At 35.0% G+C, this 15,026-nt stretch carries 10 protein-coding genes; 3 read left to right on the forward strand and 7 right to left on the reverse strand.

The features are described from left to right. Positions 1–2: 2 nt before the first annotated feature. Positions 3–1,454, reverse strand: a complete 1,452-nt coding sequence (locus KIK00_RS11940; protein ID WP_255812625.1) for a tyrosine-type recombinase/integrase — start codon at positions 1,452–1,454, stop codon at positions 3–5. A 1,275-nt stretch (positions 1,455–2,729) separates the two neighbouring features. Between KIK00_RS11940 and KIK00_RS11945 the strand changes: the two genes are divergently transcribed. After that, positions 2,730–3,524, forward strand: a complete 795-nt coding sequence (locus tag KIK00_RS11945; RefSeq protein WP_255812627.1) for a tetratricopeptide repeat protein — start codon at positions 2,730–2,732, stop codon at positions 3,522–3,524. Positions 3,525–3,530: 6 nt separating this feature from the next. Here KIK00_RS11945 and KIK00_RS11950 read toward each other — a convergent pair whose 3' ends face one another. From KIK00_RS11950 to KIK00_RS11975, 6 genes are all read right to left on the reverse strand, one after another. After that, positions 3,531–4,166 (reverse strand): HdeD family acid-resistance protein, encoded by a 636-nt coding sequence (locus KIK00_RS11950; RefSeq protein WP_255812628.1) that lies wholly within the window; start codon positions 4,164–4,166, stop codon positions 3,531–3,533. Positions 4,167–4,473: 307 nt separating this feature from the next. Beyond that, positions 4,474–5,892: an amino acid permease gene (locus KIK00_RS11955; protein WP_255812629.1), complete on the reverse strand. Its 1,419-nt coding sequence runs from the start codon at positions 5,890–5,892 to the stop codon at positions 4,474–4,476. Between the two features lie 202 nt (positions 5,893–6,094). After that, positions 6,095–7,039 carry a hypothetical protein gene (locus tag KIK00_RS11960; protein WP_255812630.1) on the reverse strand — a complete coding sequence of 315 codons (945 nt, stop codon included), beginning with the start codon at positions 7,037–7,039 and terminating at the stop codon, positions 6,095–6,097. Positions 7,040–7,214: 175 nt separating this feature from the next. Beyond that, positions 7,215–7,829: a response regulator transcription factor gene (locus KIK00_RS11965; protein WP_255812632.1), complete on the reverse strand. Its 615-nt coding sequence runs from the start codon at positions 7,827–7,829 to the stop codon at positions 7,215–7,217. Then, positions 7,826–10,795 carry a HAMP domain-containing sensor histidine kinase gene (locus KIK00_RS11970; protein ID WP_255812633.1) on the reverse strand — a complete coding sequence of 990 codons (2,970 nt, stop codon included), beginning with the start codon at positions 10,793–10,795 and terminating at the stop codon, positions 7,826–7,828. Before KIK00_RS11970 ends, KIK00_RS11965 begins: the two co-directional genes overlap by 4 nt. Before the next feature lie 287 nt (positions 10,796–11,082). Then, a complete protein-coding gene (locus KIK00_RS11975; RefSeq protein WP_255812635.1) occupies positions 11,083–11,376 on the reverse strand; it encodes a helix-turn-helix domain-containing protein in 294 nt (97 codons plus the stop codon). Positions 11,377–11,561: 185 nt separating this feature from the next. On the opposite strand from KIK00_RS11975, the gene ccoN reads away from it, so the two are divergent. Next, positions 11,562–13,841 (forward strand): cytochrome-c oxidase, cbb3-type subunit I, encoded by a 2,280-nt coding sequence (gene ccoN / locus KIK00_RS11980; protein WP_255812637.1) that lies wholly within the window; start codon positions 11,562–11,564, stop codon positions 13,839–13,841. 19 nt (positions 13,842–13,860) lie between these two features. Beyond that, positions 13,861–14,748 carry a cbb3-type cytochrome c oxidase N-terminal domain-containing protein gene (locus KIK00_RS11985; RefSeq protein WP_255812639.1) on the forward strand — a complete coding sequence of 296 codons (888 nt, stop codon included), beginning with the start codon at positions 13,861–13,863 and terminating at the stop codon, positions 14,746–14,748. Positions 14,749–15,026 lie beyond the last annotated feature (278 nt).

Consider the following 15,026-nt stretch of genomic DNA (forward strand, 5'->3'; position numbering starts at 1 on the left):
ATTTAGGATGCTGATTTATTTATACCTATAGTTTTACTCGTTTGACTAACACTTCCACCCTCATATAATTCTTTCATTTTTTGGAGTTGGCTTTTAAGTTCTTCAATTTCCTTAGATTGTAAATCAACCTTTTGCAACTTTTCATTTCTTACTTTGATACTTTCCTGTCTTATTTGTTCGTGTTCAAAAGTGGGCTTAAAATATGTCTTAAAAACAGATTCGTCCGTATGTCCTGTATACTGCCATATCTCTAATAGATCCCAACCTTCGATATATCGGTTGGTACAAAAGCTTCTCCTGGAATCATGAAAAGCTATCTTTTCTGCAAAGTTTATCGTTTCAAACTCAACACCTTTATTCGTAGGACGTTCACGAGTTATTACCTTTTCATTGAAATAAGGTACAACCTTAAACAGTTCTTTCAAGTAATCATTCGTATTTTGGTTGGATATGGCAATGCTTTTAATATCATCATTGTATTTGCTAAGGATTTCACTGGCATAACCAAAAAATGAAAAACGGACTGTCTTATAATTATCTACTCCTGAACCTTTTTTTAACAGGATGTTGACCGTTTTACTGCTATGATCAATGTGTCCACTCTCAATACGTGTAATATCTCCAAATCTAAGTGAAGTATGACAGGATAGAATAAACATATCCCGAACCCTCTCTAATCTTGGAACATCTGAAAAATCATACTCGTACAATAATTTGACTTCAGGTTCTGTTAGCACCGTATGAAACGTTGGTGGCACCTTGACTTTGTATTCCTCCTGCATATAGCTTCTGTTATTAGTATAACCTTTCTCAAAAGCACGTTTTTGTATTGCAGCTAGTCTTTTTATTCGAGTTTTGAGTGTGCTTAGTTCTCCTACCCTTTCAGTACCCAAAAGCCAATTTTGGAACTCTAAACACTGCAATTCATCAAATTTATCAATATCTAGAAAAATATTGTTTTCATTGGCAAAGTCTTTTAAATCTGTGTACATAGTATTGAAAGATGACACATAGCTTCTGTGCAGAGGCTTTTGCCCCGAAGCAATAGCACGCATTACTTTAAGTTCTATTACCCTCATAAACTCCTGAAACACATCATCAAAAGATTTTTTATTTTTCTGTACAGTTGTAAGTTCTTTTCCTGCCATTGCATTATCAACAATCGTTTTTAGTTCATCCTTTGTTGGCATACGATTATAATTCTCATTGAAATTTTTGTGAGCATCAATAATAGAGGTTCTAAACTTATTTAACTGCTGATTAATTTCTCTTCTATCTATTCCAATAGCAGTTTTTGTATCTTTATCCCAATGACTCGGAAAAACTTTTAAACCTGTAGAAAAATCGGCCTGTAACCCTTTAAATGAATACCTACCCATTATTCGAGAGATTAATGCCTTTGCCTCCTTCAGTCTAAAATTAACACTTCCTGTTTCGTTGTTGTATTGTGCCATAAAATAAAAAAATATACGCATAACAAATATACGACTATTTTAAATCTGGTCACTATTTTGGTCACTGTAAATTTTGAATATATTTGAATTCATTTACATGTAATAAAATTTATTCACCTATTAATCAAAATTTTGAGCAAATAAATTAATTCAACAAGATGTAAATAAACACAATATGTTATTCCCTGTGGGTCTACAAACCATCCTTTTCAAGGGTGGTTTTTTTATTTTCAATTCAATTTACTTATTCTAATTTGAGGGGTTAAGTGCAATGAGTTGGGAATAGAATATTTACCCTTGGTCCATTTTCCTACACATATCCGTACAATTTAACTACCGACTTTATCATAGATTTTATCTTTTGGTGTCTTATATGACCGGTCTAAAATTTTCCAATGTTCGAATTAGATGATGCAAACTTACTGCCTGCAAACAAAAAAAATTCTATACCAAAGACACTCAAGCAACAACAAACTGAAAAACAGTATTTTACAACACAACTGAAATAACTTTGAAGTAAACTAAAAAAAGTGAATTATTATTATTTTTCGAGTAAAATTGAGAGGATAGAGAGGAGAATTATAAATACTTTACAGCTTTTAACTTCAATGGTTTTATCATTTAAAAAGCAGGGATCACAAATATCCCTGCTAATAAAACACAAACACTTAGAATGAAAAAAAAATTTCATAGTAAATGTATCAATATTATCTACCCGAAGCATTACTTCAAATATACATCACGCCGTAATGAATTAAAAAACAACATTTTATAAAATTAATGGAGTGTTTTTGAAGTATGCTTTTGCTATATGTTATTATAAAAAGTATCTGTAGTTAATTAAATTTTTAATCATCTTCATACAAAAGTTATTTTTGTTTAACTAATTTTAAAAAATATGTTCCCCAATGTTAGAATTAAAGCACTATATCTGATTTTCTTTTTCTTCTCAATATTTTTGTTCATATAGTCCCAAACGGGTATAATTCCTTCCATACTCATTATATAAATTGGCTTTCAGAAAAGGTTCATTGATATGCTTCAGTTCTTTTTTGGCCTTGTCCAGATATTCTAAGCTTTCCTGTATTTACTGAAATTATACAAAATACTTCCAATATTGGTGTATACCATAATGATGCCTTGGGTGTTACCATTTTCTTCATATTAAAATATAGATAATAAGATACTCACGGTAAGGCCTAATATTATTTCCTATACAAGAAAAGCAGACAACTTTATCGCACAAAAAAACATTTAGATTCTGCAGAATACTATATGAATAAAGCTCTTGCCCATTCCAAAGATGCATATGCTGCTGAAAAAGCAACTGCATGGTTCAGCTATGGAGATCTTTATAATGTAAAAGGAAATAAAGAAAAGGCGCTGGAGTATTATTTGAAATCACTTGATATATTCCAAAAAACAAAAAGTAAACCTATTTTATTGACTGTTTATGATACTCTTTCCAGTGTTTATAAATCTTTAAATGAAATAGAAAAATCTAATGAATTTCTAAGAAAATATACCATTCTTAATGATAGTATCAATAAAAACGAAAAAGAAGCTGTAAATCTTGCCGTTAATACACTGATTGATTTAAAGCATGAGGAAAAAGGAAAAGAAAGAAAGGTGTTCTACTTTATAGTTATGATCATTGTAGTATCATTTGGTCTATTATTATACTTCATCAGAAAAATCTATATTAAAAAAGTACTGAGAAAAGATAAAATTCTTGAGAAGAAGACCATTGAAACGGATGTTCTTAAACTGAAAGTAAATAATTCATTTGATGAAATTATCCAGCTTATGGAAAGCAGAAGTCCTCTGTTTCTGATGCGTTTTAAAGAAGTACACCCTGAATTCTATGAAAAACTGATTACACATACTCCTGAACTTACAGAGCATGATATAAAATTCAGTGCTTATATCAGATTAAATCTTACAAATAAAGAAATCTGCCAATATGAAAATATTAGTTTACGGGGAATAGAAACAAAAAGATACAGGCTCAAGAAAAAGCTGAAACTTTCCTCAGGTACTGACCTTCAGAAGTGGATTCTGGAGCTATAAAATAGGTCATGATTTTTTTAGGTCGTCAATTTCCTCCTGTAAAGATTTGATTCTGTCTCTTAATTCCTGGCTTACTTTTCCGGGGATTTTTTTAATTTTCCTTAAATCCAGGGCAAGCATAATGGAAGCTATTCCCATAAAAATAAAGGAAACACCTGTGAGAGTAACTAATGAAATCCCTGTAAACACAGGATTAAATATCAGCAACAGAGAAAATATAATTCCTCCAACACTAGCAAGGGCTACATTTCCCCAACTCATTATTCTCATACTTCTCAGGTCGAAGGCGAAGCCCAGCAGCTGAAAGGAACGAAACAGTAAAGTGAATCCTATGACAAACGGAAGTACCGTCATTGAAATCTGAGGATTTGCGATGAGATAAACTCCTATTGCCGTAGTTAATAATCCGCTTACAAGAAACCAGCCCCAGCCCTGCAGGGACTTACTATTCTGTAAGGAAAAGAATATTTCCGTAATTCCCGAAAACAAAAAGGAGACACTGAAAAAAATAGAGAGTGTAACATACGTTGCAAGCGGCACACTGAATACATAAAAACCACAGACAAGGAAAAGAATTCCGAAGATCAATGGGATATACCAATGTTTTACAGTGTTGGTAAGGGTTTGAAATAAATTGGCCATAGCTGTCTTTTTTGGTCATGCCTACTTTTTGGTAACGGTTTTCGGCTTATCCGCAGGTATTTCAAACAGATTAAAATTTCACCTGAATTTGAAATATAACCTCTTACTAATGTACAAAAAATAACCGTTGAACATGTCAGATTCTGTGAATTGTTTCCATAAAAAAATACCAGATGAGGCCAATCGATAGAAAGAATGGTATTTAGGAATACATCCTACTGCCAATCTACAGAAATACAAACAAAAAAAGGTGAAAATCATTTAATTTTCACCTTTTCAAAACATGTTGAAATCTGTTTTTATATTCTTACTTTGGTTTGTACAATTTGTACATAGCGAATAAAAAGCCAATCCATACCGGAATCAGAATTACCTGAATTTCCATTCCTGTAATACTCATCAATCCTAATATCAGAACCAAAAAGGCAATACAGATATAATTGGATACCGGATAAAATATAGAAGGGAATTTTGAATGAATTCCTGATGCATTTATTGATTTTTTAAATTTCAAATGAGTGTAGCATATCATCAGCCAGTTGATGATCAAAGTAGATACTACTAAAGCCATTAAGTATTCAAAAGCTTTTTCCGGTACTAGTTTGTTAATGATAATACATATCCCGGCAAAGCATGATGAAATAAGAATAGCGTTGATAGGAACAGAATTTTTATTCAGCTTTTTCAGGAATTTCGGAGCATTTCCCTGCTGAGCCAGTCCGAAAAGCATTCTGCTGTTACTGTAAACACTACTGTTATATACGGATAAAGCAGCCGTTAAAACAATCAGATTAAGAACATTTGCAATCAATGTATTGAACTGAATCACTTTACCAAACATACTGAATTCAAGACCATTAAGATTTTGAAACACCATTACAAACGGGCTGGATCCTTCTGTAATATCTCTCCAAGGGCTTAATGAAAATAAGATTACCAAAGCTCCTACATAAAAAATAAGGATTCTATAGATCACCTGGTTGGTAGCCTGTGGAATAGTTTTCTCCGGATTTTTGGCTTCTGCAGCAGTGATTCCGATAAGTTCCAATCCACCGAAAGAGAACATAATCATAGCCATTGCAGCAAATAATCCTGAATATCCGTTTTCTGTTTTATTAAATAATCCTTTTGGGAAGAATCCGCCATCATTCCATAAATTAGTAATGGTTGCTTTCTCTCCTCCTGTACCGCTTATCAAAAGATATACTCCGAAGATAATCATGGCAATAATAGCCACTACTTTGATGATGGAAAACCAAAATTCTGTTTCTCCGTAAACCTTTACGGAAGCAAGATTAAGCGCATTGATCACAATAAAAAAGAACAAACTGGAAACCCAGAGAGGTATTTCCGGCCACCAAAAGTGAATATAATGCCCTATTGCAGTGAGTTCGGCCATACTTACCAGGATATAGAGGATCCAATAGTTCCATCCTGAAGCAAATCCCGGAAAATTTCCCCAATATTTGTAGGCAAAGTGGCTAAAACTTCCTGATACGGGTTCCTGAACAACCATTTCACCAAGCTGACGCATAATAAAAAAGGCAATAATTCCTGCTAAAGCATAGCCTAAAATTACTGATGGTCCCGCCAGTACTGCAGCCGGCCCGATTCCCAGAAATAACCCGGTTCCTATGGCACCTCCAAGGGCAATTAATTGTATATGTCGATTTGTTAATCCTCTAACTAAAGTCTCCTTTTCTCCTGTTTTATTTTCGTTGCTCATTGAATGAATTATTCGGTCGCTAAATATATAAAAACTTTTCAGAGAAATTCACATTCCATGGGGTAAATTGACAATTCACCCTTCTTCAAACCGGAAAGCCCCTTTCTATTTATACCTTTGCTGGTAAAATGTAAAATATAATTACAAAAAGCGGTCTTAATCTATTGAATCAAGACCGCTTTTTCACAGTATCAATATTATTTTAATTCGCAATTTTGTATCCGAACATGGTACTTGTCACCACCTCATACTTGTTACCGGAAGATACTCCCGCTACAGAAGCCATGCTTACCGTTTCTCCTGCACTAAGATATGTCATGCATGAAATACTCGAACCAAAAACCCTCGTTACAGTAGGTTGATAAGATTGAACTAATATACTTCCTCCGTTACCAGGAGCATAGTTTTTTACCAGGTAGAGTACCGTCCAGGTAAAATTCGGATTTCCTGCTACACTTCCATTGTCAAACTGTGTAGATCCCTGAATCACATAGTATCCATCGTTGGGTGCCTTAAAAGCTCCTGTAGAGGTATTCAGGACATTTCCTTTATTAAGAACTGTACCCTGAGGATAAGTAATCGCTGTCATTATCCATGGACTAGAGGGAGTGGCAGTAGCATCACACATTTGTCGGGTCGTAGTAGACACCGCTGAAAACGGATAAGTAGATTCTGCGGAAGGAATACTGTTGGAGCTAGAAACCAGCACCAGTTCCCATGTTGTACCGGTAGTTGTTCCTTTACTGACCAAAAATGCATAATACCCGGGAGGAACCGTAATAGCAGGAACTCCCAACCCGGTTCCATTCTGATCATCAATCAATTCAGATCCATTAGCAGAAACGGTAAGTATTTTTCCTCCGGTATTTTTGAAATGGTAAGTACGCCCGGCAAAATTACCTGCACCATTGATGGCTGCCGGTAAAGTTAATGTTCCATCAGCAGTTCCGTTATAAGCAATATAGTAATCATTGGCTCCTATGGCACCACTTGCAGTAACTGTTTTGTAGGTGGCAGCAAATGAACCATTGACAGTAAGGGTACTGCCGGGACTTGCAGTACTAATCCCCACGTTACCTACCTGGGCTTTTACCAGAATACCATTTAAACCGCCCAATAAGGCCATGAAAAGCATCTTTTTTTTCATAAACAAATACGTATTTTTAGAATCTAAAGGGTCCTGAATAATATCCAATACCTTGAATTATTTACTCATTTTTCGCAATACGAACCTACTGCGAAAAATGAGTAAATAAAGAACAGATCCTGTACGCATTTTTCCACAAAATCGTAGTGATTTTATGACAAGAGCGGATGAGCGATTAATGTATTTCTTTATAAATGTCAAGCAATTCAACCAGGTTGGTAATCTTCAGTTTCTGATATACCCTTCTTTTGTAGGTACCCACAGTAGATTCTTCAATATTAAGGGCATTCGCTATTTCAAGATTTCCGTTTCCTTTGGCCAAAAGATTAAAAACCTGCAATTCCCTCTCTGATAAATCATCTACTGCTTTTTTCTTTTTATTCCCTTTCAGCATTTCATGCATCATCTCCGGAGTATAATAGAAACCCTCTTTAAAGACAGATTCAACAGCTTTGACAAAATTTTCAGGGTCACTCTGCTTATTCAGAAAACCATTTGCTCCTTCTTCAATATACTGCAGGGCAATATTTTCTTTGTAGGATGTAAATATTAAAACAAGAGTATCTTCAGAAATACTTTTTATCTCTCTGACCATAGATTTGAAAATGCTTCCGGGAAGTTCAATGTCCAGAATAACGAGGTCATATTTTTCAGATTCAATTTTCTTTTTTGCTTCTCCATAGGTTTCTGCAAAATCGACTTCAAAATGATTAAAATTTTTCTCCAGGATCATAGCTGTCCCGATTCTTACCACATGATGGTCATCTGCAATGAGTATTTTTTTTGTCATATTTTAATAAGGATTTTAATAATGGTTCCTTTAGGAGTATTTTTATAAAAAGTCATTTCGGAATTGATTTTCATCATCAGCTGAGCAACCATGTGAAGACCTAATCCATAATTTTTAAAAGTCATATGTTCGCTCCCTTTTTTCTTAAAAAGTTCAGAATAATAAATCCGTTGTTCATCAGACATCCCGCTACCGGTATCCGTAATACTGATTTCTATATGTGATTCTGTAGAGGCCGATGTGATCGTAATTTTCCCATCTGAGGTATTTTTCACTGCATTATCAATGATATTATGAAAAACTGCAAGGAGAATATTTTTATTAAGCCTGGTCTTCAGTTGGTGATCACAAAAATTGTATATAAACGTATTTTCCCTTGCTGCTATTTCTTCAAACAATAGCCTTTTAGTTTCAATCAGATCATAAACTGAATATTCTTCGTCTGTTATATTTCCCTGTTTGTATAGTTCTGTATATTCTTTGAGACTTAATGTAAATTTATACAGCTGTTCCGAAGTTTTGTAAATGCTGTCAAAATATTTTTTCTGAGTCTTCAAATCTACCGACTGGTTAAGTTCCTGTGAAAGAAGCGCAATAAATTTAACAGGTGTAGTAATATCATGGCTTATACTTTCCACCAGCTTTTTTTGATAATCGGATTCATTTTTCAGTTTATTACTGGTTTCCAGCAGCTCTTTATCTTTATGCACAAGTGTATTTTTCAGCACCTTATTTTTCAATCTTAAAAAATTGGTTCTCATCTGTACAATTACTAAAACGATGAAAACAGCAATACCGGCAATCAGGATTTTAAAAAGAAAAGTCTGATAAAAATAGGCTTCAACATCTACAGGAATTGTTTTATAAACGAATTTTCCAGTTTCTGAAGATAAAAACCGAACCAAAAGAGTATAATTTCCGGGTTCCATATTGGCCAGCCGAAATGTTTTATCACTTTTAATATTAACCCATGAACTACCCTCATTGTCTAAAAGCTTAGCCTGCAGATAGATATTTTCCAAGTCGGAATAGTAAGGAATATCAATATAGAGTTCTGCATTTTTATACCCACATTCCAGCAAGAGTTTATCTGTCAGCTGTATCATCTTTCCATTTACTTTTGCTCGTTCCAGATAGATACTTTCAGACTTTGGATAATAAGTTTTTACATTTTCTGGAGTAAAAAATACAAATCCACCCATAGAAGGAAACACAAATTCCCCATTCTTCAACTCGTGAGCACAAGGATTGGCACTTCCGTTAAATTCATTATTTAAAAGACCATGCTTTTTAGTATAGCGGTAATAAGTGAGCACTTCCTTTGGAGCTTTAATATATTGCAGAAGGGTATTTTTATTCACTTTAAATAATCCATTATCAGATGAGATCCACAAATTGGAGTTTTGATCTTCCAGCAGATAATGAGCATTAGCCAGAAAATCATTTTTATCGGATGGAATTTTAATTGCTTTTTGGTCTCTTATTAAATAAATTCCTCTACTGTAAGTGGTAAACCAGATATTTCCGTCTTTTGTCTTAATGATTTGTTTCACCGGAAGACCTTTTCCGATAAGCTTTACCACTTTATTCCGGCTGAGGGAAAACACATAGATGCCACCACCGCCTCCCAGATAAAGAAGGTCTTTATTATATCTTAAAACAGCATCTATATTATCTTTACAAGGAATGATTTTCTCTATTTCCTTAAAATGATCATGTTTAAATAGATAAAGATAAGATTGCTGTCCGCTAACAAGAGATGCCATGTACAGACCTCCGCTTTTGTACAACCCATGAATCTCTTTCTCTTCAAAAGAAATAGAATCATATTTTATAAATCCGCTATTTTTATTCCTTATATGAATAGAATTATTTTCGCGGTACACCAGATTTTGGAAGTTATCCTCCAACATATACCGTTTATCATAAGATTGACGGGCCGGATATATTCTTTCTGATGAACCCTGAGAATATTTAATACCTTCCTGTGTAAGAACAGAATGATCTCCATAAGGAACCGCTGCATAACAGACCTCATCCTGATAAGGTAAGTTTTTCCTGGATACGGAGAAATCGGATAGACTTAGAATTTTAAGCCCATTAATGGAGCTTCCGATATATAATTTATGAGTAGCGTCATCATAAAACATAGCTCCGGAAATCTCTTTACCAATATCCCTGTATTCTAATAAATAAGTGAGTTTGAATTTTCCTTCTGAGAATTCACTTCTGTATATTTTACCATGGTTGATTAAGAACACCTGTCCGGTGATTTGCTGCCAATAAATTTTTGTTTCAGGATCTGTATACACAGAAGGTGCACTTATATAGGAATATTTACCTTGGTACAACTGAAATATCTTTTTATTTTCAGTATCAGCAATAAAACCATAATCCCCATGCACAAATAATCTCTTTAATTTATGATGGGGGAATCTCACATCAATTTTTGTATTTTTTTTACTTTTCTTATCAATGTAAATAATTCCATTATTTTCAAAATAATAAGCACCCGCACTTAGCCGGATAAAGTAAGAATCAATGTATGAAATAAATCTTACGGTAATATTATTTTTAACAAGTTGTTTATATACTTTCTGATTTCCTGTTCCTCCTGGCTTGAAAACCTGGTTGGATGATATAGCATGTGGTTTTCTTTGAGAAATCAGAAGAACATTTTTTTCGGAAGCATTAAAAATAGTGATACTGTCTTTTTGTATGTTTCCAAAGAAATCACCAAAGCTTAGGTTTTTGAATTTAAAATTTCTGTACTGAACAAAATTACTTCCATCATACCGTACAATCCGGCCTTCCATAGACAGCCAGATGAATCCATATTTATCTTTTACGATGTCTTTGATACTGTTTTGAGGCAGACCATTATCCATGTTATACCATTGGGAGGTATAGCTTTGCCCGTTGACACATAAAAAAAATAGGAGTGAAATAAAGTAGAGAAGCTTCATTCAGTGGGCAAGCGTTAGATTTATGACAAATATATTATAGAAAATTAAATTAATTGTAAACATTTATCCACAATTATGTGAATTTTTTTCTACATAATTATTTATTAATAATTTATTAATTATAATAAATTTGAAAAATCCATACTTGTTCCCTATCAACTTCATGATCATCAGGCATACTAGAAACACAGCTCTTTTTTGAGCAAAAAATATGATCTTCTTCAATAGCTGAAGGAGATCATTATTTTATTATTACTTATATTTAATGTGAAGTGTAAAACCAAAGTCTACAAAAACTCTTTCGGAATTGAAATATTATTCTTTTTCATATACTCCAAAAGATCCTGATATTTATCTTCATATGCATCTATTCCACATTTATGCGAAATGCTGCAGATATCGGATGGCTTGATGTCTAAAATATTTGAAATTTTAGTCAGTATCTCCAGATTGATTTTCACCTTGGAATTCTCAATATCGGAATAAGCTTTCTGGGAAATCCCCATTTCAAAAGCCATATATTCTTGCGTAAGGTCTTTACTCCTGCGAATTTTCCTGATATTTTGTCCACATACTTTCATCGTTTTTGTTTTAGTAGTTTTAGGTATATTTTAGAAGATTATCTAATAGCCTCTAACAAAGTTAATAAATACCTTTGGCAAAACATTATACACGTTACATGATATTTATTTTCAATATAGAAAAGAGTCAAAAATAAGCCTTTTTTTTAGAGAAAATATCACTTCGGTAAACACTATTGGAATTTATGGAGACGCAAAAATTTAATTATGACAATAATATTGTCAGAGCATTCCTCTATGCGACTATCGCATTCGGACTTGTCGGATTTCTGCTGGGGCTTACAGCTGCATTGATGCTTTTTTATCCCGAATTACCTGAATTTTTATTCGGTACGGATGATACAACTATTAAAAGCTTAGCTTCGGGCAATATTCAGGGACTGATCAATACTCAGGGAGCAATGGGCTTCGGAAGAATCAGAATGCTTCATACAAGTGCTGTAATTTTTGCTTTCGTATGTAATTCCTTTTTCTGTGGTGCTTACTACAGTATGCAAAGACTTCTTAAAACCAGAATGTATAGTGATACGCTTTCATGGATCCATTTCTGGTCATGGCAGTTGATGATCGTTAGTGTAGTGATTACTTTCCTTATGGGAATCAACACATCTAAAGAATACGCGGAACATGAGTGGCCTATTGATATCTTAATTGCATTCTCATGGATCGTTTTCGGGATCAACATGTTTGGAACTATTGCCAAGAGAAGGGTGAGACATTTATATGTAGCCATCTGGTTCTACATTGCAACCTGGATTGCTGTAGCGATGCTTCACATCTTCAATAACCTGGAAGTTCCGTTATCTTTCACAAGCTGGAAATCTTATTCTGTATATGCAGGTGTAAAAGATGCATTAGTACAATGGTGGTATGGGCACAATGCAGTAGCATTTGTATTAACCACCCCTGTATTAGGTCTGATGTATTATTTTATGCCAAAAGCAGCTCAGCGGCCGGTATTCTCATACAAATTATCCATTATTCACTTCTGGTCGCTGATCTTTGTATATCTTTGGGCCGGGCCTCACCACCTGCAATATACAGCTTTACCTGCCTGGGCTCAGGCTGTAGGAACAGGATTTTCTATCATGCTTATTGCACCGTCATGGGGAGGAATGCTGAATGGTCTTCTAACCTTAAGAGGAGCATGGGATAAAGTAAGAGAAAATCCAATTCTGAAATTCTTTGTAGTTGCTATTACCTGTTATGGTATGGCTACTTTCGAAGGACCTTTATTGGCAACAAAATCATTAAATAAAATTGGTCATTATACCGACTGGGTGATTGGTCACGTACATTTAGGAGCACTTGGATGGAATGGCTTCATGGCATTCGGGGTGGTATATTATCTGGTTCCTATCATGTGGAGAACGTCTCTTTGGTCTAAAAAACTGGCCAACTGGCACTTCTGGCTGGGAACATTAGGAATTATTTTCTATGCCGTTCCTATGTATATTTCAGGATTCACACAGGGATTGATGTGGAAACAATTCAACCCGGACGGAACATTATTGTGGAAAAACTGGCTGGATACCGTTACTGCGATCATTCCTTACTTTAAAATGAGATTCTTAGGAGGTGTTCTCTATCTGTCCGGAGCAATTTTAATGGTCATTAACGTTATCAAAACTGTTAAAGCCGGTTCATTCCAGAAAGAGGTTCCTGCAGAAGCTCCCGCATTGGCCAACATCAGTACTTCAAGAAAAGAAGGTGAAGGTGTACACCTGTGGCTGGAAAGAACCCCTACTCTCCTTTCTATATTAGCTTTTATCACGATAGCAATTGGTGGATTGGTGGAAATTGTTCCCACACTTTCATTGAAGCAAAGTGTTCCTACGATCACAGCTGTAAAGCCATATACACCACTGGAACTGGAAGGCAGAGATCTTTATATCCGTGAAGGATGTAATTCATGCCACTCTCAGATGATCAGACCTTTCCGTGATGAAGTGGTAAGATTTGAAGGAAAAAACGGGCAGTATTCCAAAGCCGGAGAATTTATTTATGACAGACCTTTTTTATGGGGATCTAAAAGAACAGGACCAGATCTTCACCGGGAAGGAGGAAGAAACCCAGATTCATGGCATTTTAAACATATGTATAACCCAAGAATTACGTCTGCCGGTTCTATCATGCCTCGTTTCCCATGGTTGATCACCAATAAACTGGACCGCGATCAGATGGTGGATAAGATGAAACTGATGAAAAATGCTTTCGATGTTCCTTATACAAAAGCTCAGATAGATTCTGCCAACCAATGGGCAGACAACCAATCAAAAGCAATTGTACAGAGAATCTATGCTGAAGCAACGGATGTAAAAGATCAGATGGTAAAAGAAAAAACAGCAAAAGGAACTGCGTATGTACCGCTTGAACAAAGAGAAATTGTAGCTATGATTGCTTACCTCCAGAGATTAGGTACGGATATTAAAACAACACAGGTACAAACAGCCAGCGTAGAGTAACATTTAAAATTGAATTGCAATGAAAACGAGAACCCCAATTTCAATATATATCGCAGCAACGATAGGTTTAACGATCATGGCCTTTGAAATGTTCGCCAGTGATTCAGGATATTTTTCTTCTCCTTTTTTCTGGGCGCTGATATTAATTGCCATTATCCTCCTGCTGATCATGAATTCGATTGGAGATCTGGTGGAAAATGAAAGTTTCAACAGATTATCCGAGGAAGAGAAAAAACAATATCTGGCAGAAAAAAAAGTTCCCTATTACCAGAAATTATGGAACTCTGCCTTCAAAAAACAATCCGTTACGGAAGAAAAGGATATTCTTATTGACCACGGTTTTGACGGAATTACAGAGCTTGACAACTCACTCCCGAAATGGTGGATTGGCCTGTTCTGGTTCGGATGTATCTTCTGTGCAGTCTATCTGTTTGCCTTTTCTTTCACAGATTATGCCCATCCGGAAGCAGAGTACACCAAAGAAGCAAAAACCATGTTAGCATCCATCGAAGAATATGAAAAAACGGCCCCTCAGATCAATCTGGAATCTGCAAAATACAGTGCTGATAATATCGCAGAAGGTCAGGAACTTTTCAAAACGAATTGTGTTACCTGCCATGGAGACGGAGGAAAAGGAGGTATAGGTCCGAACCTTACTGATACACACTGGATCAATATGAAAGAAAAAAGTCTATTTAAAAATGTATTCTGGATGCTTGAAAACGGCTCTCCAAACAATCCAACCATGAGACCTTTTATCAAGGAAGGAACCATTACCGGAAGAGATGCTGAAAAAATTGCAGCCTATATTTATCACATCAATCAGGAAACCGCTCCTATCACAACAGCACAAGGTGGTGCCGCTCCTCAGGGAGAAGAAGTGAAATGGGAAAACGGAAACAACTAAAATTATTATCTATCATATAAACCATGCCACGCCCCCTTTACAACTACTAACATTTGAATTTCATTTTTGCTAACTACCTTTTCAACACTAAAAATGATAAAATGGGGGGCGTTTTTTACAAATAACAATCCTTACTTTGGCTGTCTTACTCAACTATTCACTTGACAACTACAAACTAGAAATTCCATAAAAAGACAGCCAAGGCAGGATTTTTGCATTCGCAAAAGGGTACCACAACAAAGACCAAGTAAAATAGTATTATTATCTTTGTTAGAAAC

Origin of the sequence: Chryseobacterium sp. MA9 (assembly GCF_024399315.1) — a bacterium.
In the GTDB taxonomy this organism is placed as follows: domain Bacteria; phylum Bacteroidota; class Bacteroidia; order Flavobacteriales; family Weeksellaceae; genus Chryseobacterium.